This window comes from Cyanobium sp. N5-Cardenillas (genome assembly GCF_024345515.1).
Taxonomy (GTDB): domain Bacteria; phylum Cyanobacteriota; class Cyanobacteriia; order PCC-6307; family Cyanobiaceae; genus Cyanobium.
In genome coordinates, this window is the sequence record NZ_JAGQBG010000017.1 from 1 (window position 1) to 24,569 (window position 24,569).

Genomic DNA, 24,569 nt, shown 5'->3' on the forward strand with positions numbered 1-24,569 from the left:
GCCCGGCAGGGAAACGGCTGGCGGGTGCGCTACTTCTCTCCGACCGTCGAGGTCCCCTTCTGCGGCCACGCCACCGTCGCCCTCGGAGCGGCCCTGGCCGAACGCTTCGGGGATGGGGAGTTCCTGCTGACGCTGAACCAGGCCGCGATCACGGTGGAGGGCTGGCGGAAGGGGGAGCGATGGAGCGCCGCCCTGCAGTCGCCAGCGACCCACCAGCGCCCCGTGGCGCCGGAGTTGCTCACCGCCGGCCTGGCGCTCTTCGGCTATGGGCCGTCGGATCTGGATCCGGCCCTGCCACCGGCCATCGTCCATGGCGGCGCCGACCATCTGCTGCTGGCTCTGCGCCGCCGCCAGGACCTGGCCGCCATGCGCTATTCGATGGAAGACGGGGCCCGGCTGATGGCGGCGGCGGGGCTGCTGACGCTCCTGCTGGTCTGGGCGGAAGGGCCCCGGACGTTCCACAGCCGCAATGCCTTCGCCATCGGCGGCGTCTACGAGGATCCGGCCACCGGTGCGGCCACCGCGGCCCTGGCCGGCCAGCTGCAGGCCCTCGGCTGGCCCCACGGCGGCAGCATCGCGGTGGTGCAGGGAGAGGACATGGGTTGCCGCTCCCTGCTGGCCGCCGGGATTCCGGCGGAGCCGGGTGGCTCGATCCGGGTGGAGGGCGAGGTGCGCTCCCTGGAGCCCTGACTCAGGAGGCCTTCTCGAGCCGCTTGACGATCCAGCCCATCAACACCAGCGAACCCAGCAGCGTCGCAAGCAGGGCGATCGTCATGGAACCGGGTGCAGTTTCGTCGCATTATGACCACAGGCCCCGCTGTCCTGGCCCGAGCTGTGAACAGCCATCCCGAGCTGGTCTTCGTCTACGGCACCCTCAAGCGCGGCCATGGCAACCACCACTGGCTGGCTGAGGCGCCCTTCCAGGGGGAGGCGGTGCTGCCGGACGTGGTGCTCCACGACCTGGGCCCCTTCCCGATGGCCGTCCCGGGGGAGGGGCTGGTGCGGGGTGAGGTGTACGCCGTGGACGCCGCCGGTCTGGCCCGGCTCGATCGCCTGGAGGGCTACCCGCGCCTCTACGACCGACGGCCCCTGCCCCTGGCCGATGGTCGCCACGCCTGGGTCTACCTGGGCCGGCCCCACCAGGTGCGCCACGTGTCCGCCATCGCCGATGGCTGCTGGCGGGGTCCGGCGCCTGGGGCGGCCGTGCGCCGCAGCCAGATGGGCCTGGCCGTGGTGCTGGCCATGGGCGGGGCCGCACTGCTGGCGGCCGCGCTTTCCCCCTCCGCCCTGGCGCTCGACACCCTCGCCATCTGCAACGCCTGGCGCGGCAGCCATGGCAGCGCACGCCTGCTGCTGGGCAACAGCCTCGGCGCCGCCCACTACCTCACCAAGAAGCAACGGCTGCAGCAGAGCCCGCCGGAGGCCCCCGTGGCGCTCTACAGCGACAGCGATCTGCAGCGGCTCTGCGGGCGTTAACCCCCTATCACCAGCCAGCGCCCCCCGCTTCCCAGGGCGATCACCAGGCCCGAGAGGGCGAGGGAGGGACCACTCCAGAAGCCCAGCTGCAGCCGGCGCCGCAGCATCAGCAGGGATCCGCCCACCCCCACCAGCACCGCCAGGCTCTGGCAGAAGGCGATCACGTGGGCATCGGCGCTCCAGGCGGGCAGTCGGGCGGCCAGGGCCGGCCAGAGGGTTTCGGTGCTCACCGGCAGCAGCCGGCCCCCCTCCGCCATCCCCATCGGCAGATGCTGGGCCAGCAGCAGCGCCCACAACAGGGGCAGCAGGGCGTAGAGCAGCAGCCAGCTCGAGCTGGCGGGGCGAAGCCGCCCCAGCAGGGGCCGCAGCAGCAGCCACAGCCCCGCCGGCAGGGCCAGGGCCAGGACGGCGAAGGCCAGGCGGCCCAGCAGGGGTCCCTGCTCCAGGAGCTCCGGCGCCAGCGGCAGCCAGCCCAGCAGCCGTTCCCAGTGCCGCAGGCAGATCCCGCCGGCCAGCACCAGGATCAGCCCCGCCTCACCGGCGGGCGGGGACATGTCGCGCTGCAGGTCGGCGGCGGGGGGCCGCAGGCGCAGCTGCACCGAGCGGTGCGGGCAGGCCTGGGCGCAGGTGAGGCAGAGCACGCAGTTGCGGTTGTCGGCCAGGTGGGCCGGATGGGTGCCCAGGGGGCAGCCGGCGGTGGCCAGGCCCTCCCCTTCCGCCGGCCCCCCCTTGAAGCAGGCGTAGCTGCTGCAGCTGCCGCTGCAGGTGCCCGCCTCCGCCCGCAGCTCGCTGATCGCCAGCTTGGCGAACAGGCCGTTCATGCCTCCCACCGGGCAGAGGTGGCGGCACCAGAAGCGCTTCTCGAAGCGCAGCGAGCCGACCACGGCGCCGGCGGTGATCAGCAGCAGCAGGGCGCTGCTCTGGCGCGCGCTGTTGCGCAGGTCGCCCAGTTCCTCCCACAGCAGGATCGCCGCGAAGCCGGCCGCCAGCAGGGGCGCCGCCCAGCGGTCCGTGTCGCCCCGTGGCCAGCGGGCCGGCCGCCAGCCCAACCGCTTCGCCAGTCGCTGGACGATCTCCCCCCAGACCATGAACGGGCAGAAGGAGCACCACAGGCGGCCCACCAGGGGGTAGCCCAGCAGGATCAGGGGCCACCACCAGGCCCAGAAGAGATTCAGGCCGCCGCTGTGGCCGCGGTCCTGGGGTCCCCACCAGAGCCACAGGTTCACGAGCACGAACACCCAGCTCACCACCCCGAACAGCAGGGCGTTCCAGAGCAGGGGTGAGCGCATGGCGTCCCGCAGCAAGGGTTTCCAGCGCCAGAGGTCGAAGCGGGCCCGCTGGGGTCGGCGCAGGGTCCAGAACACGTCCTCCGGCAGCTCCTCCGGATGGTCGCCGCTGCACTGGCGCAGGGCCCGCTCGATCAGCTCCAGCAGTTCCCGCACGTTCCCCGGGAAGTCGTAGGTCTGGAGGCGCTTCACCAGCCCCTCCCCCACGGCCGGCGGCTGGCTCCAGCCGAGGCTGAGGGCCTTCTGGCGCACGCCGTAACGCAGCCATTCGCCCAGGTCCTGGCGCCGCACCCGCAGCGGTGGCACCCGGATGTGGCAGCAGATGGCGTCGAAATCGGGGGCGCTCGCCTCGGCGGTGAGGAACACCCGCCCGGCGAAGACGTGTTCACCGTGGTCCGCCTCCGGCGAGTGCCAGCGGCCGCTGCGGGCCAGCTCCAGCAGGGCGGGTCGCAACGCAGGGGCGGCGCGGTCGATCTGATCCAGCAGCAGCCCGCCGGCGCCGATGCAGTCGATCAGGGCGACGCCACCGGCGGGGGCCGCGAACAGCTCGGCGCCGTCGGGGCGGAGCAGGGCGCAGTTGATCCGCACCAGCAGCTGCTTGCGGGCCGACGAGCCGAAGTGGATCAGGGAGGCGAGGTTGTCCTTTTCCAGGCCAGGCTCGCCGCTGATCAGTACGGCCTGGCGGCTGGTGTCGGCGGAGGCGGCGCGGATGGCGTCCCGCAGTTTCTGGGCATAGCGGCTGCTGCCGACGACCCCGCGGCGGGTCCGGCCCAGCAGGTAGGGCGCCAGCCGCAGCAGGCAGGCCCTCGGGTCGGTGCTGGCATCCTGCTGGCTTGACGTCATCGGGGACCTCGCGCTGGGTCGATTGTCGTCGGAGACGATGGGGGGATCTCCCCTGGCCCGCCCCCATCGGCACGTTGACGGATTCACCATGAACGTGTCGGGTTCGGCCGAATTTCTCTGGCGGGGGCACCGTCTCCAGCTGCTGGCGGAGCGGGCCGTCTGGGAGCCGCAGCAGGGGCTGCTGCTGGTGGCGGACCTGCACCTGGGCAAGGCGGAGAGCTTCCAGAGCCAGGGCATCCCGCTCCCCAGCGACGGCGATGGGGCCACCTTCAACGCCCTGCTGGCGCTGGCCCACAGCCATCGCCCCGCCCAGGTGCTGGTGCTGGGGGATCTGATTCACAGCCGGCTGGGGCTGACGGCGGACCTGCGCCAGAAGCTTCGGGCCCTGCCCGACCTGCTCGGCGGCCCCCTGCGGCTGATCGGCGGTAACCACGAGCGGGGGTGCTGGCTCGAGGGGCTGGCGCAGGAGCCGTCGCTGGCCCTGGGCCCCCTGTGGCTGAGCCACGCCCCCGAGCCCCGGGCCGGCCACCTGAATCTCTGCGGCCATCGCCACCCGGTCGCCCTGATCGGTGGCGGCGCCGACCGGCTGCGTCTTCCCTGCTTCGCCTACGACCCGCACGCCGAGCAGTTGGTCCTGCCGGCCTTCGGCCAGCTCACCGGCGGCCATCCCTGCCCGGAGGGAGAGGCCCTCTGGCTGGTGGCCGAGGGCACGGTGGTGCCCTGGGGCCCCACCCCCCGACGGAGTGGCCTCAGCTTTCGGCGGCCAGGGCCCGCACCACGTCGCCGCGGGTGAGCACCCCCACCAGGGCCTCCTGGTCATCGAGCACGAACAGGCGCTGGGTGCCCCGGTCGTGCAGCTGGCGGGCGGCCTGGGGCAGGGGGGTGCCGGCGCGGCAGCTATGGGGCTGGGAGCCCATCACGTCGCCCACCGTGCTGCCCAGCACCTGGTGCACCTGCTTGTCCCAGTCGAGCGGGTTGCGCAGGTAGATGACGGCATCGAGCAGCATCACGTACGGGCCTGCATCGAAGCCGCTTTCGCGCACCATCAGGTCCTGCTCGCTGAGTTCCCCCACCAGGGCTCCGAGCTCATCGAGCACCGGCAGGCCGCTGACGTGGTGGTCGCTCATCAGCTGCACGGCCTCCTGCAGGGGCGTGGTGGTGCTGACACTCAGCACGGGGCTGGTCATCACTTCGGCCACGCTGCGCTCGACGACCATGCGGATCTCCTCGGTGATGGCATTCTGCTGGTGAACGGGACCCTGCCCTGCGACGCCTCGCCGACCTGTTGACGCTTGCCCGGGCCGTGCTGGGGTTGCCGCTGCTGCTGGCCCTGGCCGGCGGCCGGCCCGCCCTGGCCTGGGTGCTGCTGCTGCTGGGCGGCCTCAGCGACTGGGCCGACGGTGCCCTGGCCCGCCGGGCCGGCGGTGGGTCGATCTGGGGAGCACGGCTCGATCCCCTCACCGACAAGATCCTGATCAGCGCCCCGCTGCTCTGGCTGGCCCATACGGGCGGCCTGCCCCTGTGGGCGGTGTGGCTGCTGCTGGCCCGGGAGCTGCTGATCTCCGGTTGGCGGGCCGGCCAGGGCAGCGGCGGCCCCGCCTCCCTGGGGGGTAAGGCCAAGACGATCCTGCAGTTCCTTTCCCTGCTGCTGCTGCTCTGGCCGCCGGCTTGGGGCCTGGGTCAGGGGGCCGGACTGGTGGCCGCTCTGCAGGCGGCCGGCTGGTGGCTGTTCTGGCCGTCGCTGCTGCTGGCCCTCAGCTCGGCCCTGGGGTATCTGCGGGCCTCCCCAAGGGGCTGACCTGCAGTCCCTGCCGCTGTTCGTAGACCGTCGCGACCAGGAGCCGCTGGTCGACCAGCGTGTTGACCTGAACCCAGGGTGGTTCGAGCTCCACCCGCTCAAAGGCGACGTCGCAGGCCGTCAGGTCGGCGTCGGAACAGAGCTCGCCGATCAATCTGCTCGGCTCCACCCTGAATCCGAAGGCGACAGGAAAGGGGTGGGGATTGTGGAGTCGCAGGTCCTTGAATCCCCACACCACCGTGGCGTCGGCGCCCAGCGGCGTGAAGCGCTGGTGCTCCTCGTAGATGTCCAGGCTGTGGGGATGGCGTTCCAGCACGGTCAATCCACCCAGCAGGGCCAGGTGATACACCATCGAAGACAGCTGGCAGAGCCCGCCGCCGCTGAGGGCGACAAGTTTTCCCCCGACGATATTACGTCCCGGCAGAAAGCCATTGGCGGCATGGGGCCGGCCGACTCGGTGCCAGAACGACCAGGCCTTGTGGGCACCGATCAGGCCGCGATCCAGCAGGGCGGCGCCGCGGCGGATATTGGCCTGCTTGTTCTCAAAGAAGTCACTGGGCATGATCGGCTGGACGAGGCCGATCGATGGGCGTTGCCCCAGGTTGCCAACGGCCGCGTCGCCCACGGCAAGGTCGCCCACGGATCGGTCGAACCGCATCCCGTTGCAGCGATCGTTCCAGAGCCGCCAGCAGTGGCGGATCTCCTGACGCATCCCCAGTGGAATCCGTTGTCGCATGACGACATTTCAGCCCAGCAGGGCCTCGTCGCCGCTGAAATCGGGCGTGGTGGGCATCCGCAGGGCGTAGTCGTTGGTGTAGCTGTCGGCCAGGGTGGCCTCCAGGTCGAAGGCCGGCTCCCAGGCCAGCTCCCGCCGCACGCGGTGGGTGTCGGTGAGGAAGTGGGCCAGGCGCAGGGGGAACGCCTTGCGGGCCTTCTTGTCGAGGCCGGCCGGATCGAAGCTGCGGATGTCCACCGCCTCCGGATCAGCGCCGCAGGCGCGGGCGGCGGCGGCCACCAGGCCCCGGAAGCTGATGCCCTGGGAGCCGGTGCAGTTGTAGATGCGGTTGGCGGCGGCCTCCACCTCGATGCAGCGGGCCATCGCGGCCGCCAGGTCGGCCACGTGGCCCAGCTGGGTGATGGTGCTGCCGTCGCCGGGAAGGGGGACCGGCCGACCGTGCACGAGGCGATCGAAGAACCAGCTCTCCACAGGGTTGTAGTTGCCGGGACCGACGATGTAGGTGGGCCGGAAGCTGGTGAAGGGGATGCCCTCCTGGCGCAGCCAGGCTTCGGTGTCCAGCTTGCCGGCGTGGCGGCTCTCGGGATCGGTGGGCGACTCCTCGTCGAGGGGCCAGAGCTCGCTGTCGGCGTAGACGCCGGCCGAGCTGACGTACACCAGCCGGTGGGAGGGGGGGCCGGTGCGCGCGATCACCTGGCGGGTGTCCTCCAGGGTGCGGCCGGAGCTGTCGACAATCACATCGAAAGGACGGTCCTGCAGGGCCGCCAGGCCTTCGGCGCTGCTGCGGTCGCCCTGCAGATGTTCGATCCCCTCCGGCACGGGCTGGCGCCCGCGGGTGAACAGCGTGAGCTCATGGCCCGCGCCCAGCAGCCGGTTGACCAGGGGCCGGCCCACGAAGCGGGTGCCGCCCATCACCAGGATCCTCATCGCCATGCCGCGTCGGTGAGCGCCATTCAAGCGGCCGGTCCGGATCAGGGGCCGCAGGGGAGGGGCTGGCCCAGGCGCTCGAAGGGCAGCGGCAGCAGTTCCAGCAGCACCGTGCCGGGCGGCCCGGTGGAGCCGTCGGCCACCGGCAGCGGCACCGGCCGGTAGGTGCGGCCATCGAAACGCAGCTCCTTCAGCCCATCGGGGGCGCCATGCAGGCTGGCGGGCAGGGTGAGATCCAGCCAGCCGCGGTGGCGATTGCTGATGACCTTCAGGGGCGACTGGAACAGGCCGTTCTCCGCCACCAGCTCCAGGCTGCCGTCGTTGTCCCGGAAGATCAGCAGGCTGCAGCCGCCGCTGGCACAGGCGAAGGAGCCCACCACCACCGCCACGGTCTCCAGGCGGCCGTCGCCGTCGAGGTCAACCCGGTTGTGGAGATAGCGCAGGGGCCCCACGTCGGCGCAGACCGGCCGCTGGGCCATGGCACGGGCCTGCTCCCACTCGGTCTGGTCAGGATCGCCGGCCGCGGCGGCGGGGGAGGCCAGCGGGCCGCCGAACAGACGCGCCCGCAGGGCCGCCTCCAGTCGCGCATCGGAGCGGTTGATCGGTGGGATCACCGAACCCGGCGGTGCCAGGGGGGGCGGCCTGTCGCGGGGATCGGGACCATCGGGCCCCAGCAGGGGGCGCGGCGGGGGCGCCGGCGCCATCAGCGGTGGGGGCGCCAGGGGCTGCGCCAGGGCCGGGCCAACGCCGCCGATGGGCAGCAGCAGGGCGAACAGCCGCAGGGGAACCGTCCTCTCAGCCCGCATCGGCCCCGTCGAGTGCGTCGAGATGCCGCTCAATGCGATCGGCCAGCGCCAGGCAGCGGTCCATCTCCTCCCAGAGCAGTTCCCGGCGCCGCGAATCCACCGCGTAGGAGCGGTGATGGAGATCGCGGCCTTGATAGCGGAGCGCATCCCTGAGGCGACGCCAGTCGTCCGGCCCGAGATCGGGAGGGGCGAGGTCGGGAGGGGAGAGGGCCATCAGGTCCGCATCATCCGGGCAGCGTCATGGCACAGGATGGAGCCGACAGCGGCATTGTCCTCCTTTTCCATGCAAGTCATTCCCGCCATCGACCTGCTCGACGGGCATTGCGTGCGACTGCATCAGGGCGACTACGGCCGTGTCACCCGCTTCAGCGACGATCCGGTGGCCCAGGCCCTGGAATGGCAGCGGCAGGGGGCCACGCGGCTGCACCTGGTCGACCTCGACGGGGCCAGGAGCGGTGAACCCCGCAACGACGGCGCCGTTCAGGCCATCGCCGCGGCCGTGGAGATCCCGGTGCAGCTGGGGGGAGGGGTGCGCTCGGCGGAGCGGGCTGAACAGCTGCTGGGCTGGGGTGTGGACCGGGTGATCCTGGGCACGGTCGCCGTGGAGAACCCTGAGCTCGTGCTCGACCTGGCGGGCCGCCACCCGGGCCGGATCGTGGTGGGGATCGATGCCAACGAGGGCAAGGTGGCCACCCGCGGCTGGATCGAGCAGAGCACGGTGGAAGCCACCGCCCTGGCCGCCAGCCTCGAGGGCTCGGGGGTGGCGGCGATCATCAGCACCGACATCGCCACTGACGGCACCCTGGAGGGCCCCAACCTGGCGGCCCTGCGGGCCATGGCCCAGGCCTCCTCCCTGCCGGTGATCGCTTCCGGGGGTGTGGGTTGTCTCACCGATCTGCTGAGCCTGCTGAGCCTGGAACCCCACGGTGTGACGGGGGTGATCGTGGGACGGGCGCTGTACGACGGCCGGGTGGATCTGGCGGAGGCCCTGCAGGCCATCGGCCAGCAGCGGCTGCAGGATCCCCTGCAGCTGCCGATCGCCTGAACCCTGCCGCCGCCGGGAGGGTGGCCCGTGCCGGTGTTGGTGCAACTGCCCTATAACAGATTCATCGTTTATGGCGGCAGCGGTTGCATCCCACCACGACCACCCCCTCTTCCGCAGGCGGCGCCAGCCGCGGCGAGGCCGGTGGTCGTGAACCGGTGGCCTCTGCACCGAGCCACGTTGAAGAGGTGTATCAACGCTGCCGTGATCTGGGCATGCGGCTGAGCCGCCAGCGCCGCATGGTGCTCGATCTGTTGTGGGCGGAGAAAAGTCATCTTTCCGCCCGGGACATCTTCGAGAAGCTCAACGATCAGGGGCGCCACATCGGTCACACCTCCGTTTATCAGAATCTTGAGGCCTTGCAATCGGCCGGCGTGATCGAATGCCTCGAGCGGGCCAATGGCCGGCTCTATGGCTATCGCGCCGACCCCCACAGCCATCTCACCTGCACCCAATCGGGCTTGATCCTTGATCTCGATGTGCGGCTTCCCGCCAACCTCCTGCAGCAGATCGAATCGCAAACCGGCTTCGCGATCGAGTCGTACACGCTGCACCTGTCCGGTCATCCGCGGCCAGCACTGGAGAAAAGCGGCCGGCTTGGTTAAGGTCGGCCCATTCCCTCCCTGACCACGTGCCTCGACGTCCGGCACAGCCCCTCCCCCAGCTGCTGCTGTTCGCCGAACCCCTGCAGCGGGCGGGCCTGACCAGCTGGCTTGAGGCCCCCGCCAGCGGCAGTGGAGCCGCCGGCTGGAGCGGTTGTCGGGTGGTGGATGGTGACATGTTGCAGGGCTCACCCCAGCTCATCGTCTGGTGTCTCGGTGTCCCACCTGAACCCCAGGCGCTCGATGCCGAGAGCCGCCGCCTGCTGGAACGCTGGCACCCGGCGCCGCTGTTGCTGCTGCTGCCGGATCAGCATCCCTACGCCAGCGATTTTCTGCTGCAGTTGCCCGCCCAGGGCCTGATCGAGCAAGCCGACGCCGAGAGCCTGCGGGAGGCCGTCAGCACGGTGCTGGCCGGCGGCCGGGTGCTGGCCATCGGCGCCGCCCACCGGGCCTTCGGCGCCACCCCCGCCGTGCCCATGGGCCTGGGCCAGTGGTTGCTGCTGAGTGGGTTGCAGCAGATCGATGCCGAGCTGCGCCTCTGTCTGCGGCTGCTCGATCCACCGCCGGCCCAGCTGCTCCCCTTGCTGTTGCTGGAGGGCCGGGTGCGGGAACTGCGGCTGGCCCGGCGCCTGCTGCTGTGGCTCTGGGGCCCGGTCAGCCTGGCCTGGGGTGAACCCATCGGCCCTGGGCCCGTCGCGGCCTCCCCAGCTGATAGCCCCGTCTCTACAACGGGCCATGGGGTAGCGATCACCCTGCGGCAGCGCACCGCCGAGGGCCTCTGGGAGGCCCTGCGGGAGCGGCTGCAGCAGGCCGCCGCCGCCGGTCCCAGCAACAACAGCGGCCAGCTGCTGGCCCTCGACGGTCTGCACGACTCCCGCCGCAGCGATCTGCTGCTGGGACTGCTGGAGCAGTTCGACCGGCTGCGCCGTCGGTTGCTGCAGGACGATCCCCGCGGTGAGCAGCTGGAACGGCTCTGGAAGGAGCTCCAGCCGGAACTGCGTCAGCAGGCCCTGCGCCACATGGCGGGCTCCTACGTGCAGCTGCCCATGGAAGGCAAGCTCTGCCCGGTGGCGGAGACCCTCCTGCAGCGCAGTGAGTTTTCCGCCGATGACCAGGAGCTGCCCGATCCGGTGGCCATGCTCACGCCCTTGCTGCAGGCCCGTCCGCTGCTGGTGGACGGTCGCCTGCTGGCCCCGGATGAGCCCCAGGCCGTTCTTTATCTGGAGCTGCTGCTCAGCAACTGGCTGGTGCGCAGCGCCGAACTGATCAGCGCCGAGGTGCTGGCGGCCTGCGCCGAGTGGCCCGAACTGCGCCGCTACCTGCTGCGTCCCGAGCTGCTGGCCACCCGCAACCTGGAGCGGCTGCGCAACCAGCTCAATGCCCAGCAGCGTTGGACCAGCTGGTTCGACCGTCCGATCCACCTCTATGAAAGCCGGCGTCCCCTGTTCCGCCTCGGGGACGGCGCCATTGATTGTGTGAACCTCACCGAGCCCCGCGACGTCGAACTGCGCCAGCTCGGCTGGGTGCAGCAGGCGGTCACCCTGGCCCTGGAGGCCCGCGATGCCCTGGCCCCCCAGCTGCAGAGCCTGCTGAAGCGTCTCGGGGATCTGCTCGTGGTGCTGCTCACCCAGGTGCTCGGCACGGCGATCGGCCTGGTGGGGCGCGGCATCGTGCAGGGGATGGGCCGCAGCCTCAACCGCGGCTGAGGTGGCCGGCGTGCAGGGCACAATGAGCCGAGACGCCCATGGCCCCTTGCCCCGTTTGCTGTCCCGGCCCTTCGCCGGCCTCTGGGCCCTGCTGCTGATCGTGGCGATGGGCCTGCTCTGGGCCCCTGGTCCGGCGGCGGCCAGCCTTGAGAACGACCGCTACGACGGCAACATCTTTGCCCTCTACGCCGGCAACGGCTCCCTGGTGCCGCCCCGCAGCAGCCTGGCCCAGTCCCTGGCGGAGCATCGGGTGGCCGTGCTCGTCTACTACCTCGACGACAGCAGCGTCAGCAAGCAGTTCTCGCCGGTGGTGTCGGAGCTGCAGCGGATCTGGGGCAATGCCGTTGACCTGATCCCCCTGGTCACCGATCCGCTCCAGAACCGGCCCGATGGCGGCGTGGCCGATCCGGCCCATTACTGGGATGGCCTGATCCCCCAGGTGGTGGTGATCGACGGCGGCGGCCGGGTGGTCTTCGATCGCCACGGTCAGGTGAGCGTCGATGCCATCAACGCCGCCGTGAGCCAGGCCACCGGCATTCCGATGGCCCCCGGCTCGGGCAACAGCGCCACCTTGAGCTTCAACGAACTCAACAGCGAAGTGGTGGCGTCCCGCTGATGCCGGCCACCCGCACCGAAACCGACAGCCTCGGCCCGGTGGAGGTGCCGGCCGACCACTACTGGGGTGCCCAGACCCAGCGATCGCTGCGCAACTTTCCCTTCGGGGCCCTGATGCCGATCACGGTGGTGCAGGCCTTCGGCCAGCTCAAGGCCGCCTGCGCCGAGGTGAATGCCGCCAGGGGCGTGCTGCCGGCGGAGCTGGCGGCCCTGATCGTGGCGGCGGCCGAGGAGGTGAGCGGCGGCCAGCTCGACGGGGAGTTCCCGCTGCGGGTCTGGCAGACCGGATCGGGCACCCAGACCAACATGAACGTCAACGAGGTGATCGCCAACCGGGCGATCGCCGCCGCCGGCGGCGTGCTGGGCAGCAAGATGCCGGTGCACCCGAATGACCACGTCAACCTGAGCCAGTCGAGCAACGACACCTTCCCCACCGCCATGCACATGGCGGCGGCGATCGCGCTGCACCAGCGGCTGATCCCCAGCCTGGAGGCCCTGATCGCGGCTCTGCGGGTCAAGGCGGGGGCCTACGCCGGCCTGATCAAGATCGGGCGCACCCATCTGCAGGATGCCGTGCCCCTCAGCCTGGGCCAGGAATTCGGCGGCTACGCCTCCCAGCTGGAGCTGGGGCTGGCCAGCCTGAGGGCCACCCTGCCCCAGGTGCTGCAGCTGGCCATCGGCGGCACGGCGGTGGGCACCGGCCTCAATGCCCCGGCGGGCTTCGGTGAGGCGGTGGCCACCCGGCTGGCCGAGCGCATTGGCCTGTCGTTCACCAGCGCCCCCGACAAGTTCCAGGCCCTGGCGGGCCAGGAGGGGCTGGCGGCGGCCCATGGGGCTCTGACGGTTCTGGCGGGCAGCCTGATGAAGATCGCCAACGACATCCGCTGGCTGGCCAGCGGCCCCCGCTGCGGGCTGGGGGAACTGGTGCTGCCGGAGAACGAGCCGGGCTCCAGCATCATGCCCGGCAAGGTGAACCCCACCCAGTGCGAGAGCCTCACGATGGTGGCCGTGCAGGTGATGGGCAACAACACCGCTGTCCAGATGGCGGCCAGTCAGGGGAACTTCGAGCTGAATGTGTTCAAGCCCCTGATCGCCCACAACCTTCTGGAGAGCATCGACCTGCTGGCGGGGAGTTGCGGCACCTTCCGTGAACTCTGCATCGAAGGACTGCGGGCGGATGTGGAGCACATCGAAGCCCAGCGTGACCGCAGCCTGATGCTGGTGACCGCCCTGACGCCGGCCATCGGCTATGACCGGGCCTGTGCCATCGCCCGTCATGCCCACCAGCATCGGCTCAGCCTGCGGGAAGCGGCTCTGGTGCTGGGGGAGATCAGCGGCGAGGAGTTCGATCGCTGGGTCAGGCCCGAGCAGATGGTCTGAAGGCGTCCCGCCTTGATTTCTTTGGGATCACCCGTAAGCTTTGCTGGAATTTTGAAATGATGCACCGCCCGGAGACATCCTCTCCAGTGGGTTTCATTTCCTGCACGTCGCACTGCACTGATTCAGACGTTGATTGGTCCCGCATCCGCACTTCTGATCTCCCGCCTGCGCTCCAGGGGCCGCTGCGAGATGGCGAGCAATCCCTCCCATGCTTGCCTCCGGGTTGGGATCTTTGGGGCGGTTGCCGCGTCCTCCCCCGATGGTTCGACGCTTCTGCCGTCTGCTGAGATGCTCTCCTTCCAACCCCCGGAGATCAGTCAGAGGTCTGTACGACTCAATCAGCCGGCCCGTCATCGGTCGCCGCGTTCTCATCGGTGGTCAGGCTTCACCCTCCTCGAGCTGATGATCGTGGTCAGCATTGTTGGCATCATCAGTGCCATCGCACTCCCCCAGTACCTTCGCGCCAGGGCCGTGGCTGAAGCCTCCACCGTGATCCTTGAAACGGTGGCTTTTGCTGAACAGTGCGCCGTGGCCCACAAGTCAGGGTTGCCTGTCGTGGTGGCCCAGCCCGGTGGCGGACCCACCCGGAACTGCAACGGCGCCGCGATAAGGCTTATCAACAGTCGACGCTGGTCGGGTGATGCCTCGGGCACCGTGTGCCTCGGTACTTCTGCAGTCGCCGGCGACCGCAGGGCGATTCTGCGCGTGAGCAGGGATGGATCTCAGGTGACCTGCAGCTTTTCCAGCTGACGGGACCCTCAGAGCAGATTGGCCGCCAGTTCCGCCAGCTCGGAGCGTTCCCCCCGCATCAGGGTGATGTGGCCGGAGAGCAGCTGGCCCTTGAAGCGTTCCACCAGCCAGGTGAGCCCATTGCTCTCCGCATCCACGTAGGGATTGTCGATCTGATACGGGTCGCCGGTGAGCACGATCTTGGTGCCTTCGCCCACCCGGGTGACGATCGTCTTGACTTCATGGGGGGTGAGGTTCTGGGCCTCATCCACCACCATGAACTGGCGGGGGATCGAGCGACCACGGATGTAGCTGATCGCCTCAACTTCCAGCAGACCCATGCCCTTGAGGTCGCTCCAGTTGCTGCGAGGTGGTCGGTGGCTTCCCCGGGCGGGCTGGGCGTCCTCGCCACCGAGCAGAAAGTCGAGGTTGTCGACGATCGGTTGCATCCAGGGGGCCATTTTCTCCTCAAGATCCCCTGGCAGGAAGCCCATTTCCTTGCCCAGGGAGATCACCGGGCGGGTCACCAGCAGGCGCTCGTAGAGGTGCTCATCAGCCACCTGATGCAGGCCCGCCGCCAGGGCGAGCAGGGTCTTGCCGGTGCCGGCCTTGCCCACCAGCGTCACCAGGGCCACCGCCGGATCGAGCAGCAGATCGAGGGCGAAGGCCTGCTCCCGGTTGCGGGGCTGGATGCGTCCCATCTTGGCCTTGGCCGACTTCTGCAGCGGTTGCAGGGTTCCGGTGCGGCCGTTGTAGCGGGCCAGCAGGGTGTGGGCCGGCTGGGCCAGGTCGACGAGGGTCACACCCTCGTTGGCCTGGAGCGGCGATACGGGGACCGGCTGGCCGGGGATGGCGTCCGCCGACAGGCCCTCGCCGGCCTTGACCTGGTCCATCAGCTCGGCGCCCATCCAGCGCTCGCTGAAGCCTGGATAGAGGTCGGCCATGTCCACCTTGTCGGTGGTGTAGTCCTGGGCAATCAGGCCGACCGCATCGGCCTTGATGCGCAGGTTGGTGTCCTTGGTGACGAGCACCACCGGCGCCTGGCCCCCCACGACCTCCTGCAGCCGCTGCTCCAGCGCCACCGCCAGGATGTTGTTGTCGCCGTTGCCCGCCTTCAGTTCCGGGGGCAGCTGGCGCAGGGTTTCGCTGCGGCAGAACACCACCTTCAAGCTGCCGCCTCGGTCGCCATCAAGGGGCACGCCCTCGGCCAGGTTGCCCTTCTCGCGCAGCTGGTCGAGCAGGCGGGACACCTGACGGGCGTTGCGCCCCTTTTCAGAGGGGTCCCGCTTGAAGCGGTCGATCTCCTCGACCACTTCGATCGGCACCACCACCTGGTTGTCTTCGAAGCGGTTCAGGGCCTGGGGGTCATGCAGCAGCACATTGGTGTCGAGCACGAAGGTCTTGCGCATGCCAGGTCCCTGCCGGTTGCATGGGGCCGAAACTAGGTCCACGGGTGCATCTACGCTCCGGCCGGACATTCCCTGACGTATCGGCTTGCCGTTCCCCGTTTCCTTCCTGCTGGTTCTGCTGCTGCTCCTCGGCCTGGGGTTGGTGGTGCTCGAACTGCGCCACCGCCTGCGGCCCTCCTCCCCCCTGCATCTGCTGCCCGGTGCCTTCCAGGTGCGGCGCCGGGCCCAGGGCCTGGAGATCACCGGCGAGATCCGCATCCACAACCCCCACCCCCGCATGGAGGTGATGGTGCCGGAGATCACACTGGTGCCCACCGTGCTGGGCCGCAGCGACGTGACCCAGGTGCGCCATGAGCTGCGCATCACACCGCTGCACCCGGACGAGGAGGCCCGCCCCGACGGTTACTGGGCCGCCTACATCGTCAAGGGCCGCAAGACCACCGCCGCCCACATCCGTCTGAACCTCACCGGTCCCGCCGGTGTGGATCTCGAAAGCGTGCTCGACACCCTCTGGATGGACATCCACTGGGTGAACTACGGACCCTTCGGGCGGCTGCAGCGGCGGCAGGGGATCCTGATGCCCCTGCAGAAGCCGGAGCCGGGTGATCCGGCCGCCCCCGGCTGGCGCGAGGGGGAGGGCTGCCGGGTGCTGCCGGTGCGCACCCATCTGCTGGGGGTGCTCGACGATTCCCTGGATGTGCTGCGGCGCTATACCGATGGCCTGCTCCAGCCCGGTGATGTGCTCACCATCGGTGAGACCCCCCTGGCGGTGATCCAGGGGCGCTACCACCACCCTTCGACGGTGGAGCCCTCCTTCCTGGCCCGCCTGCTCTGCCGGGCGTTCCACCCCACCAGCTCCCTGGCCACCGCCTGCGGGCTGCAGAGCCTGATCGATGTGTCGGGCCCGGCCCGGGTGCTGGGGGCCTGGCTGGTGGGCACCGCCCTCAAGCTGGTGGGCAGCAAGGGCTGGTTCTATCGGCTGGCCGGAGATCAGGCCCGTCTGATCGACGACATCACCGGCACCACGCCTCCCTACGACCAGACGATCGTTCTTGGGCCTGAGGCGCCGTCGGCCTGGTGCGAGCAGATGGCGGCGGCCCTCGGGGTGGCCGTGGCGGTGGTGGATGTGAACGACCTGGGGCGGGTGAAGGTGCTGGCCGCCAGTGGCGGCACCGACGAGGACCTGCTGATGCGGGCCCTGCGTCCCAACCCCGCCGGCAATGCCAACGAGCGCACGCCTCTGGTGCTGGTGCGGCCCGCGTAGAATTGTCTAGACGTTGTTGCGTTCTGCGCCACCGTCCCGTTCCGCGTTCCCGCGCCTTTCCCCCTTTCTTCGTCGTCTGCCGTGCCAGTGCCTGCCGTGCCAGTGCCTGCCCAGGGCAGACCCTCCCCGAGCTGGACGGTGGAGGCGCTCCAGGGCTGGCACCTGCCCCTGCTGGACGACCCCGCCTTCCTGCCGTTGCAGCCCCTGCTGCAGCGCTCGCTGCTGCTGGCCCTGCCGGAGCAGCTGCTGACGGCGCTGACCAGCCGCCGTCCCCTGGCCGCCCAGGTGCTGGTGGCCCTGCAGCGCCAGGGACTCACGCGCCAGCAGGCCCTGGGGCTGATCGTGTCCCGCCGGCTCAATCGCAGCGGCACCTGCTGGCAGGTGCAGCACCTGCGCCTGGCCCTCGCCGCCACCGACGCCACCTCCCCGGACGCCTCCGCCCCCAGCCGGGCGGCCCTGGCCGGGGATCTGCTGCGCCAGGCCATCGGCCGGGTGAAGGGCGCCGCCAGCTGGATCGCCACCGCCTCCAGCCTCGACACCTCCCGACTGGCCACCCTGCGGGAACAGGGGTTCCAGCCGCAGCGCACCGATCGCCTCTGGCGCTGGCAGCCAGCGGTGGATCGCGCCGTTCCGCCCCTGCCGGCCGATCTGCAGCTGCGCCAGCTCAACCGCCGCACGGCCCCGTTGCTGTGGCACCTGGAGCAGGCCACCTGCCCGGCCCACCTGCGCCAGCTGCAGGATCGCCGCATCGAAGACCTGCTCGACCAGAGCAGCAGCCATGGCTGGCTGCTGGTGGATGCGGTGCGCAATGAGGCGGTGGCTGGGGTGCGCTGGCTCGATGAGCACCCCGGCGGCGGCCAGGCGGTGGAGCTGAGCATCCATCCCGGCTGGACCCACCTGCTCGGGGCGGCGGCGGAATCCCTGCTGCACCGCCTCGCCAAGGGGGACACCAGCCTCTGGCTGCGTTGCGAGGTGAGCGACGGCGAGCGCCAGGACTGGCTGCAGGCCCTGGGGGCCGAGGCCCACGGCGAGGAGGTGCTGATGGCCCGCAGTGTCTGGCGACGCCAGGAGGGCCAGCCGGCCAAGCGGGCGGCGCGGCGCCTCGAAGCGGTGCTGGAGCAGCTGCAGCCCCGGCGTCGGCCCATGCCCACCCCCAGCGGTCCCCTCGGCAGCCTGCCCACCGTCCCCCTGCTGCCCCGCTGAATGGCCCCTCCCCGGCCACGCTCGGTGCTGGCCATCGATGTGGGGCGCCGCCGCATCGGCCTGGCCGGCTGCGATCCGCTGGGGGTCACGGTGACACCACTGCCGGCCCTGGCGCGGGGGGAGTTCCAGGCTGACCTGCAGCGGCTGCTGGCCCTGGTGCGTCAGCGACGGGTGCAGGCGCTGGTGGTGGGGCTGCCGCTCGATGCCGGCCAGCGGCCCACCCCGCAGGGGATCCAATGCCGCCGCTACGGCCTGCGGCTGGCCCGGGCCATGGCGGCCCTCGGCCAGCCCCTGCCCCTGGCCTGGGTGGATGAGCACGCCAGCAGCTGGGCAGCGGGCGAGCGTTTCGGGCTTCATGGCGACCGCAGCGGGCGCCTCGACAGCGCGGCGGCGGTGCTGCTGCTGGAGCAGTGGCAGCGGGAGGGCCCCGAACCGCTGGACCTGACGGCCCTCAGCGACGATCCGGTCGCCCCGGCGGCCATCGCTGTGGGCACTCGGGCCGGTGCTGATTCATTCTGAGTGCACCCGCTTCCCCTTGATGGCCTCCGATCCCCCTGCGATGACGGGCTCCGGCGACGTGCCCACCGTGCAGGTGCGGGACGGCAGCGGCCGGCAGCTGCTGTGTTTTCTGGAGCAGCTGATCCCCCTCGATGGCCACGACTACGCCCTGCTGACGCCGGTGGACACCCCGGTCTGCCTGTTCCGCCTCAGCGATGACGACGATCCCGAGCTGGTGGAGACCCTCAACGCCACCGAACCGATCCTGTCGGTGGCGGATGTGGTGCTGCAGGAACACGACCTGACCCTGGTGCGTTCGGCGGTCACCCTCACCGTCAGCGGCGAACTGGAGGAGCCCGACCCCGATGAACTCGAGGATGAGGAGGGCGATGACGACAGCGAGACCTACGAACTGCTGGTGAGCTTCATGGCCGGCGATGAGGAGTACGGCCTGTACATCCCCCTGGATCCCTTCTTCGTGGTGGCCCGCATGGAGGGGGCCGACGCGGTGATGGTGGAGGGAGAGGAATTCGAGCGGGTCCAGCCCCGCATCGAGGCCGAACTCGACGAACGGGAGAGCGACGACTGATGCTGCGCGACCTGCTCACGCCCGACTGGCTGCCGGGGACCTCCCTGGCCCACCTGCCGCTGCAGGAGCTCGTCGACCGTGGCATTCGCGCCCTCGTCCTCGACGTCGACCGCACCCTGCTGCCCCGCCGCCAGGCCACGATGCCCGTCCAGGCTGAGCTGTGGCTGCGCCACGCCCGCGAGCGGATGCCCCTGCACCTGCTCAGCAACAATCCCTCCCGGCGCCGCATCGGTGCGGTGGCCGACACGATGGGGCTCCCCTACACCACCTCGGCGGGCAAGCCGCGGCGGGCCGCCCTGCGCAAGGTGCTGCAGGATCTCGATCTGCCCCCCGCCCAGGTGGCCCTGGTGGGGGATCGGCTGTTCACCGATGTGCTGGTGGGCAACCGCATGGGCCTGTTCACCGTGCTGGTCAAGCCGATCGACCCGGACGGTGAGCCCTGCCGCCAGGACCGGCTGCAGAACCTGGAGCTGCGCATGGCCCGCTGGGTGGGTTCGGTTCCCGGCTGATGGCAAGTTCCGGCACACCCGCCGCCGGCGGACTGCGGCGTGTGATCAAGGTGGGCACCAGCCTGCTGCGGGGCACCAACGAGCGGCCCACGGCGGCGGTGATCGCCGATCTGGCCGCCAGCTTCGGCCGCCAGCAGCGTCGGGGCGACCGCCTGGCCCTGGTCACCAGCGGTGCCGTGGGCCTGGGCTGCGAGGCGCTCCGCTTCAGCAGGCGCCCAAGCGAGGTGGTGGCTCTGCAGGCCGCCGCCGCCGTCGGCCAGGGCCGGCTGATGGGTCTGTACCAGGAGGCCTTCGCCGTGCGGGGGATGGCGGTGGCCCAGGTGCTGCTCACCCGCAGCGATCTGGCCTCCCGGCGCCGCTACCAGAACGCCTGCCGCACCCTGGAGCAGCTGCTGGAGTGGGGCGTGCTGCCGGTGGTGAACGAGAACGACACCCTGGCCACCGATGAACTGCGCTTCGGCGACAACGACACCCTCTCGGCCCTGGTGGCGGTGGCGATCGGTGCCGATGAACTGGTGCTGCTCACCGATGTCGACCGGCTCTATTCCGGCAACCCGCGCACCGATGCCGATGCCAGTCCGATCGAGGAGGTGCGCGACCTGGCCGAGCTGGAACGCCTCAGCCATGTGGCTGAAGGGGGCGGGCAGTGGGGCACCGGCGGCATGACCACCAAGCTGGCGGCGGCCCGCATCGCCACCTCCAGCGGCATCCGGGTGCGCCTGGCCGATGGCCGCGATCCGGCGGTGCTCGAGGCCCTGTTCGCCGGTGAGAAGGTGGGCACGGTGTTCCAGCCCAGCGCCACCCCCCTGGCCGACCGCAAGAGCTGGCTGGCCCATGCCCTGCTGGTGAAGGGCAGCCTGCGGGTGGACGCGGGCGCCGAGCGGGCCCTGCTGCAGCAGGGGGCCTCCTTGCTGGCGGTGGGCATCCGCGCGGTGGAGGGCCATTTCTCCCGGCGTGACGCGGTGCGGGTGCTGGCCAGCGATGGCCGCGAACTGGGGCGTGGCCTGAGCACCCTGAGCAGCGAGGAACTGCGGCGCATCATGGGCCTCAGCAGCGAGGAGGTGCGGCGCCAGCTGGGGCCGGTGGGGGATGCCGTGGTGCACCGCGACCAGCTGGTGCTCACCGGCCCGCCCGCCTGAGACCGCCGCTGCGCATCAGCCGTTCCCGGGGGCTCGGCCCCTCAGCGAGGCCCCGGGCGCAGGGATTGGATCAGCTGCTCAGCCAGCCGTTGCAGCGGATGGATGCCGGCCGCCACCTTGCGGTAGCAGTCGTGCTGCAACAGACCGGCCTGGGAGAGCAGGCTGACCTCGGGGGTGGGGACGGACGGCCTGTAGCGCAACAGCCAGATCCGATCGAAGTCGTCGTCGTCAATCCGGGGCATCTGCGTCCAGCCCAGCCCGCGCGCCAGCAGCGGCAGGCGCCGATGCTCCCAGGCCACCACCAGCACACCGCCGCTCAGCTCGGGATCGGCGAGCAACTGGCGGCCGATCTGTTCGGAGCGTTGGTCGGCCTCTGCATACAGACGAATGTTGACCCCTGTGGCCACGGCCAGGGGAACCAAGGTCTGATAGCTGCGGGCGTTCTTGCCGGTGGCGTGATCAAAGCCGTAACTGGCCAGATGCAACCGCTTCTGCGGCACAAGGCAGGCGGGCAGCAGGTGACTGAGGCGAAGGGCCTGCAGAAGTCCCGTCTCCGAGAGGTTGAAGTTGTCCCCACCCTCCACGGGGACATCCTTGTGCCCATGGCGGACCAGCACCACAAGCTCAGGGACGGCCTCCGCCGCCGGGGGCAGCACGGTGGCAGCGGCCAGTCCGGCAAGCAGCGCCAGCCGCATCGCCGCTGAGGTCACAGCGCCGTCCATCAATCGCTCAGCAGGGGGACCCCCGCCGGAGGCGGCAGCAGCAAACGGCTGCGCTCTTCGGCCACCTGCTGCTTGAACGTGCGCCACTGGGGAGAGGCGATCAGCTCCTGGCTGATCGCCTGGGCCAGCCGCTGGCTGGCCTCCACATCACTGGGGTAATGCACGCCGCAGTAGGCGCGCACGTAGCCACCCTGAAGGCCCACCGGCAGCAGCCGCTCCCGGCGCTCAGGCAGCAGGTCGGCCAGCAGCAGGGACGCGGTGGCAAACCAGGTGGCGTGGCCGCTGGGGAACGACCAGGAGCTCTCCAGGGGCAGGCAGGGCTTCAGATCCGGGTAGCTGACGAAGGGGCGTGGTCGGGCCAGCGCATCCTTGAGCTGATCCTTGAGTCCATCGGCCCGCTTGAGAAAGGCCGGCAGTCCCGCGTAGAGGCTGGGCGATGTCCTGGCCAGGTCGGCGCCCACGGCGGCATCGAAGACGCTGAGATTGCGGTTCAGGAAGCGCCAGCTGTGCACGATTCCGGCCGGCGTACGGCTGCGCTGGTTCCAGCGCAGGATGGCCAGATCATCGCGTTCCTGCCGGCTGCCGGGGGCCGGTGGTTGGCCGATCACGGCGCGGTAGGCGGCCGGCTGGAGCACCAGGCCCGCCGCCGGATCAGCCGGCTGGGCCAGCGTCGGCCCTGCCAGCGCCAGTGCGCCCGGCAGCAGCAGGCTGGACAGCCAACGTCCCGGGCGCTGGGTGTGCATGGCTCCGTTGCCACAGGCAGTGTGCATGCAGCGTAGTAGGGGTGCTCCGCCATTCAGAACCGTTCGTCGCCGATGGCGGGCAGCACCAGCTCGCGCACGAAGGACGCCGGGGACAGCTGCAGCAGGGCCGAGACGATCCTGATCACGTCGTGCAGCGGAATCTGGCGGCCCTCGCCGCGCCGGGCGGCCGCCTCGGGCGGCACCTCCAGGCCGTCGTCGGTGTTCAGGTAGCCCAGCTGCAGGCAGGTCACCGCCAGCCGCTGGTCCCGGAAGCTTTCCCGCAGGGCATCGGCGATGCCGGTGAGGGCGAACTTGGAGGCGCCGAAGGTCACCTCCGGCTGCCCGCTCTGGCGCAGGCCGGAGGTGGAGCCGGTGAGGATCAGCTGGGGCCTGGGGGAGCCGAGCAGCCGCGGGATCAGCCGCCGCAGCAGCATCAGGGCACCTGTGATGTTGATGGCCACCATGGTGGCGATGCTCTCGTCGGGATCCTCCAGGAAGCTGTAGGCCTCGCTGAAGGCGTTCGCCTCCCAGACGCCGAGGTTGTAGATCAGGACGTCCAACTGGGCAGGGGCCTGCTGCTCGATCCACCGGGTCGCCGGCTGCGGCTCCGCCAGATCCGCCTCGATCCAGCTGAGCGCGACACCATCCGGCAGCCTCAGGCCATCGGGCCACCGGCGCGAGACGCCGATCACCTTGTCACCGGCACTGCCCAGCCCCTCGACAAAGGCACGGCCAAGCCCGCGGCTGGCCCCGACCACCATCAGCTTCATGGATGTGTTCCGGCAGGGGCGATGTCGAAGTGCAGCACATCCTCCCCGACACCCAGCCTGGCGTAGAGGGCGATGGCGGGTCCATCCTCGCGATGGGCCTGGACGAAGATCCCGGCAAAGCCGCGCTCGGCGGCGAGCGTCTTCAGGCGCTCGATCAATGCCGTGGCCACTCCCTGGCGCCGGTGATCGTGAGCCACGGCGAGGTCGTAGAGGTAGAACTCACGGCAGGCCTGCTCGAACTTCGGCAGCACGTAACCCGTCAGTCCACCCACCACCTGCGTCCCAGCCTGGGCGACGATCGCCACGAACATTTCACTGCTCAGCAGGTTGTGCAGATACAAATCCGAAGGCTGCCGCTCAAGGTATCTCTCCGGATCGTCAAAGGCGTTGGCCAACACCGCCAGCAGGGAGCGCAGGGTGGCCACATCGGCGGGTCCGAGGACACGAACGGAGGGCAGAGCTGGTGCCATGGCCCGAAGTTATCCACGCCGTCTGACCAGTCTGGGTGAACAGCGGGTGCGGTCTCTCCGGGTTAGAAGAGAGCAACGGCGGAGCCCAAGGGGTGGATCTCGAGCGCTTTCAGAAGCTGTTCACGGCCCCGCTGCTGCCCCTGGGTCGCCAGAGCTTCTCCCTGCTCTGGATCGTGGAGGTGCTGCTGCTGCTGCTGGCCGTGAGCCTGGCGGCCCGGGGCTTGAAGCGGCTGCTGGCGGGGAGGGTGCTGCGCTGGTTCTCCCTGCCGGAGGGGCGGCGTGAGGCGGTGGCCACCCTTGTCTCCATGGGGCTGGCCGCCCTGGGCTATGTGGTGGTGGCCCAGGGGATGGGGCTCGACATCGGCGCCCTCGCCGTGATCTTCGGGGCCCTCGGGGTGGGGATCGGTTTCGGCTTGCAGGAGCTCACCCGCAACCTCACCAGTGGCCTCACCCTGCTGATGGAGGGGAAGCTGAAGGTGGGCGACCAGATTGAGTTCGGCGACACCAGCGGCTTCATCCGGGAGATCTCGATCCGCTCCACCGTGATCCGCACCTTCCAGGGGGCCGAGATCGTGGTGCCCAATTCGGCCATCACCAATGCACCGGTGAAGAACCTCAGTTACCAGAGCTCCGATGGCCGGGTGGATGTGGAGGTGACGGTGGCCCATGGCAGCGACCCTTTGGCCGTGACCGAAGTGCTGCTGGAGGCGGCGCTCGCCGAACCCTCGGTGCTGGCCGATCCGCCGCCGAAGGTGCTGCTGCACGGCCTGCAGGGTCAGGGGATGGCGTTTGAGCTCTGGGCCTGGACCTCGGCGATCCACGCCAGCCTCAGCCTGCGTAGTTCGCTCAACTATGCGATCGAGCAGGGGCTGCGCGAGCGCCGCATCGAACTGGCCGGGTCCCGCCAGCAGATCCAGCTGCTGCCCTCCCGGCGCGCCAAGGGCGATGAGGCGAAGGAGCGGAGCCCCCTGCGGGCGTCCCTGCCCGACCATCCCTGCTACAGCGGCATGGACGATCGGCGCCTGCGGGAACTGGTGGGCAGCGGCGCCCGTCGTCTGGTGCCCGCCGGCACGGTGCTGGTGCGCCAAGGTGAGGAGGGCCGCTCCTTCCACCTGGTGCTGAGTGTCGCGGTGGATGCGATCCACGAAACGGACCGGGTGAGCCGCAAGCTGTTCACCTTCACCGCTGGGGAATTCTTCGGTGAGCTGCCGCTGCTGCTCCAGGTGCCCTACCCCACCACCATGGTGACCGCTGAGGACACGACGCTGTTCGTCGTGCCCAGCGGCAGCTTCCGCGCCCTGCTGGCC

The 24,569-nt window shown here is 70.3% G+C and carries 28 protein-coding genes; 17 read left to right on the forward strand and 11 right to left on the reverse strand.

Going from position 1 to position 24,569, the window contains the following annotated elements; translation table 11 throughout:
• Together KBZ04_RS02540 and KBZ04_RS02545 are read left to right on the forward strand one after the other, a co-directional pair.
• Positions 1–690 (forward strand): PhzF family phenazine biosynthesis protein (locus KBZ04_RS02540; protein ID WP_254990326.1); only part of this gene is annotated, 690 nt, incomplete at its 5' end.
• Between the two features lie 144 nt (positions 691–834).
• On the forward strand, positions 835–1,476 hold the full coding sequence (locus tag KBZ04_RS02545) for a gamma-glutamylcyclotransferase (RefSeq protein ID WP_254990327.1): 642 nt from the start codon (positions 835–837) through the stop codon (positions 1,474–1,476).
• Here KBZ04_RS02545 and KBZ04_RS02550 read toward each other — a convergent pair.
• Positions 1,473–3,605, reverse strand: coding sequence for a 4Fe-4S binding protein (locus KBZ04_RS02550; protein WP_254990328.1), 2,133 nt, complete (start codon positions 3,603–3,605; stop codon positions 1,473–1,475). The genes KBZ04_RS02545 and KBZ04_RS02550 overlap by 4 nt on opposite strands.
• A gap of 88 nt (positions 3,606–3,693) precedes the next feature.
• On the opposite strand from KBZ04_RS02550, the gene pdeM reads away from it, so the two are divergent.
• The gene (gene pdeM, locus KBZ04_RS02555; protein WP_254990329.1) at positions 3,694–4,398 is read left to right on the forward strand and encodes a ligase-associated DNA damage response endonuclease PdeM; all 705 of its coding nucleotides are present in this window, start codon (positions 3,694–3,696) and stop codon (positions 4,396–4,398) included.
• On the opposite strand, the gene KBZ04_RS02560 is transcribed toward pdeM, so the two are convergent.
• A complete protein-coding gene (locus tag KBZ04_RS02560; protein WP_254990330.1) occupies positions 4,355–4,822 on the reverse strand; it encodes a CBS domain-containing protein in 468 nt (155 codons plus the stop codon). The genes pdeM and KBZ04_RS02560 overlap by 44 nt on opposite strands.
• 68 nt (positions 4,823–4,890) lie before the next feature.
• Between KBZ04_RS02560 and KBZ04_RS02565 the strand changes: the two genes are divergently transcribed.
• Positions 4,891–5,403: a CDP-alcohol phosphatidyltransferase family protein gene (locus KBZ04_RS02565; RefSeq protein WP_409995928.1), complete on the forward strand. Its 513-nt coding sequence runs from the start codon at positions 4,891–4,893 to the stop codon at positions 5,401–5,403.
• Here the strand turns inward: KBZ04_RS02565 and KBZ04_RS02570 are convergent.
• The 4 genes from KBZ04_RS02570 to KBZ04_RS02585 are packed head-to-tail and all read right to left on the reverse strand — an operon-like array spanning position 5,360 to position 8,086.
• Positions 5,360–6,139, reverse strand: a complete 780-nt coding sequence (locus KBZ04_RS02570) for a VanW family protein (protein ID WP_254990331.1) — start codon at positions 6,137–6,139, stop codon at positions 5,360–5,362. The genes KBZ04_RS02565 and KBZ04_RS02570 overlap by 44 nt on opposite strands.
• 9 nt (positions 6,140–6,148) lie before the next feature.
• Positions 6,149–7,066: an NAD-dependent epimerase/dehydratase family protein gene (locus KBZ04_RS02575; RefSeq protein WP_254990332.1), complete on the reverse strand. Its 918-nt coding sequence runs from the start codon at positions 7,064–7,066 to the stop codon at positions 6,149–6,151.
• Between the two features lie 44 nt (positions 7,067–7,110).
• Positions 7,111–7,872 carry a hypothetical protein gene (locus tag KBZ04_RS02580; RefSeq protein ID WP_254990333.1) on the reverse strand — a complete coding sequence of 254 codons (762 nt, stop codon included), beginning with the start codon at positions 7,870–7,872 and terminating at the stop codon, positions 7,111–7,113.
• A complete protein-coding gene (locus tag KBZ04_RS02585; protein ID WP_254990334.1) occupies positions 7,862–8,086 on the reverse strand; it encodes a hypothetical protein in 225 nt (74 codons plus the stop codon). Before KBZ04_RS02585 ends, KBZ04_RS02580 begins: the two co-directional genes overlap by 11 nt.
• 69 nt (positions 8,087–8,155) lie before the next feature.
• Here KBZ04_RS02585 and hisA point away from each other — a divergent pair, with 69 nt between their 5' ends.
• From hisA to KBZ04_RS14250, 6 genes are all read left to right on the forward strand, one after another.
• Complete coding sequence (hisA, locus tag KBZ04_RS02590; RefSeq protein WP_254990335.1) at positions 8,156–8,917, forward strand: 1-(5-phosphoribosyl)-5-[(5-phosphoribosylamino)methylideneamino]imidazole-4-carboxamide isomerase; 762 nt, start codon at positions 8,156–8,158, stop codon at positions 8,915–8,917.
• Between the two features lie 212 nt (positions 8,918–9,129).
• Entirely contained in the window at positions 9,130–9,519 is a 390-nt protein-coding gene (locus KBZ04_RS02595; protein ID WP_254990348.1) for a Fur family transcriptional regulator, read from the forward strand.
• A 26-nt stretch (positions 9,520–9,545) separates the two neighbouring features.
• The gene (locus KBZ04_RS02600) at positions 9,546–11,222 is read left to right on the forward strand and encodes a DUF3685 domain-containing protein (RefSeq protein ID WP_254990336.1); all 1,677 of its coding nucleotides are present in this window, start codon (positions 9,546–9,548) and stop codon (positions 11,220–11,222) included.
• Between the two features lie 22 nt (positions 11,223–11,244).
• Positions 11,245–11,838 carry a thylakoid membrane photosystem I accumulation factor gene (locus tag KBZ04_RS02605; RefSeq protein WP_409995929.1) on the forward strand — a complete coding sequence of 198 codons (594 nt, stop codon included), beginning with the start codon at positions 11,245–11,247 and terminating at the stop codon, positions 11,836–11,838.
• On the forward strand, positions 11,835–13,217 hold the full coding sequence (fumC, locus tag KBZ04_RS02610; protein ID WP_254990350.1) for a class II fumarate hydratase: 1,383 nt from the start codon (positions 11,835–11,837) through the stop codon (positions 13,215–13,217). The genes KBZ04_RS02605 and fumC overlap by 4 nt, the downstream gene beginning before the upstream one ends.
• Positions 13,218–13,505: 288 nt before the next feature.
• The gene (locus tag KBZ04_RS14250) at positions 13,506–13,967 is read left to right on the forward strand and encodes a prepilin-type N-terminal cleavage/methylation domain-containing protein (protein WP_315860036.1); all 462 of its coding nucleotides are present in this window, start codon (positions 13,506–13,508) and stop codon (positions 13,965–13,967) included.
• Positions 13,968–13,975: 8 nt separating this feature from the next.
• Here the strand turns inward: KBZ04_RS14250 and KBZ04_RS02620 are convergent, their stop codons facing one another.
• The gene (locus KBZ04_RS02620) at positions 13,976–15,355 is read right to left on the reverse strand and encodes a PhoH family protein (RefSeq protein WP_254990337.1); all 1,380 of its coding nucleotides are present in this window, start codon (positions 15,353–15,355) and stop codon (positions 13,976–13,978) included.
• An 85-nt stretch (positions 15,356–15,440) separates the two neighbouring features.
• Here KBZ04_RS02620 and KBZ04_RS02625 point away from each other — a divergent pair, with 85 nt between their 5' ends.
• From KBZ04_RS02625 to proB, 6 genes are all read left to right on the forward strand, one after another.
• Positions 15,441–16,619, forward strand: a complete 1,179-nt coding sequence (locus tag KBZ04_RS02625) for a F420-0:Gamma-glutamyl ligase (RefSeq protein WP_254990338.1) — start codon at positions 15,441–15,443, stop codon at positions 16,617–16,619.
• A gap of 96 nt (positions 16,620–16,715) precedes the next feature.
• The gene (locus tag KBZ04_RS02630; RefSeq protein WP_254990339.1) at positions 16,716–17,822 is read left to right on the forward strand and encodes a hypothetical protein; all 1,107 of its coding nucleotides are present in this window, start codon (positions 16,716–16,718) and stop codon (positions 17,820–17,822) included.
• Complete coding sequence (gene ruvX / locus KBZ04_RS02635) at positions 17,823–18,341, forward strand: Holliday junction resolvase RuvX (protein ID WP_254990340.1); 519 nt, start codon at positions 17,823–17,825, stop codon at positions 18,339–18,341.
• Positions 18,342–18,360: 19 nt separating this feature from the next.
• Positions 18,361–18,909 carry a DUF3727 domain-containing protein gene (locus KBZ04_RS02640; RefSeq protein WP_216909093.1) on the forward strand — a complete coding sequence of 183 codons (549 nt, stop codon included), beginning with the start codon at positions 18,361–18,363 and terminating at the stop codon, positions 18,907–18,909.
• On the forward strand, positions 18,909–19,418 hold the full coding sequence (locus KBZ04_RS02645) for a YqeG family HAD IIIA-type phosphatase (RefSeq protein WP_254965612.1): 510 nt from the start codon (positions 18,909–18,911) through the stop codon (positions 19,416–19,418). Before KBZ04_RS02640 ends, KBZ04_RS02645 begins: the two co-directional genes overlap by 1 nt.
• Complete coding sequence (proB, locus tag KBZ04_RS02650) at positions 19,418–20,557, forward strand: glutamate 5-kinase (protein ID WP_254990341.1); 1,140 nt, start codon at positions 19,418–19,420, stop codon at positions 20,555–20,557. Before KBZ04_RS02645 ends, proB begins: the two co-directional genes overlap by 1 nt.
• Before the next feature lie 41 nt (positions 20,558–20,598).
• On the opposite strand, the gene KBZ04_RS02655 is transcribed toward proB, so the two are convergent.
• From KBZ04_RS02655 to KBZ04_RS02670, 4 genes are read right to left on the reverse strand one after another with little or no spacing between them, the layout of a single operon-like run.
• Complete coding sequence (locus KBZ04_RS02655; RefSeq protein WP_254990342.1) at positions 20,599–21,279, reverse strand: hypothetical protein; 681 nt, start codon at positions 21,277–21,279, stop codon at positions 20,599–20,601.
• Positions 21,279–22,022 (reverse strand): phosphatase PAP2 family protein, encoded by a 744-nt coding sequence (locus KBZ04_RS02660; protein ID WP_254990343.1) that lies wholly within the window; start codon positions 22,020–22,022, stop codon positions 21,279–21,281. The genes KBZ04_RS02655 and KBZ04_RS02660 overlap by 1 nt, the downstream gene beginning before the upstream one ends.
• Positions 22,023–22,075: 53 nt before the next feature.
• Entirely contained in the window at positions 22,076–22,792 is a 717-nt protein-coding gene (locus KBZ04_RS02665; protein WP_254990344.1) for an SDR family oxidoreductase, read from the reverse strand.
• On the reverse strand, positions 22,789–23,262 hold the full coding sequence (locus KBZ04_RS02670; RefSeq protein WP_254990345.1) for a GNAT family N-acetyltransferase: 474 nt from the start codon (positions 23,260–23,262) through the stop codon (positions 22,789–22,791). The genes KBZ04_RS02665 and KBZ04_RS02670 overlap by 4 nt, the downstream gene beginning before the upstream one ends.
• 92 nt (positions 23,263–23,354) lie before the next feature.
• Here KBZ04_RS02670 and KBZ04_RS02675 point away from each other — a divergent pair.
• Positions 23,355–24,569, forward strand: a 1,215-nt coding sequence (locus KBZ04_RS02675; RefSeq protein ID WP_254990346.1) for a mechanosensitive ion channel domain-containing protein, incomplete at its 3' end; no start/stop codon positions are given.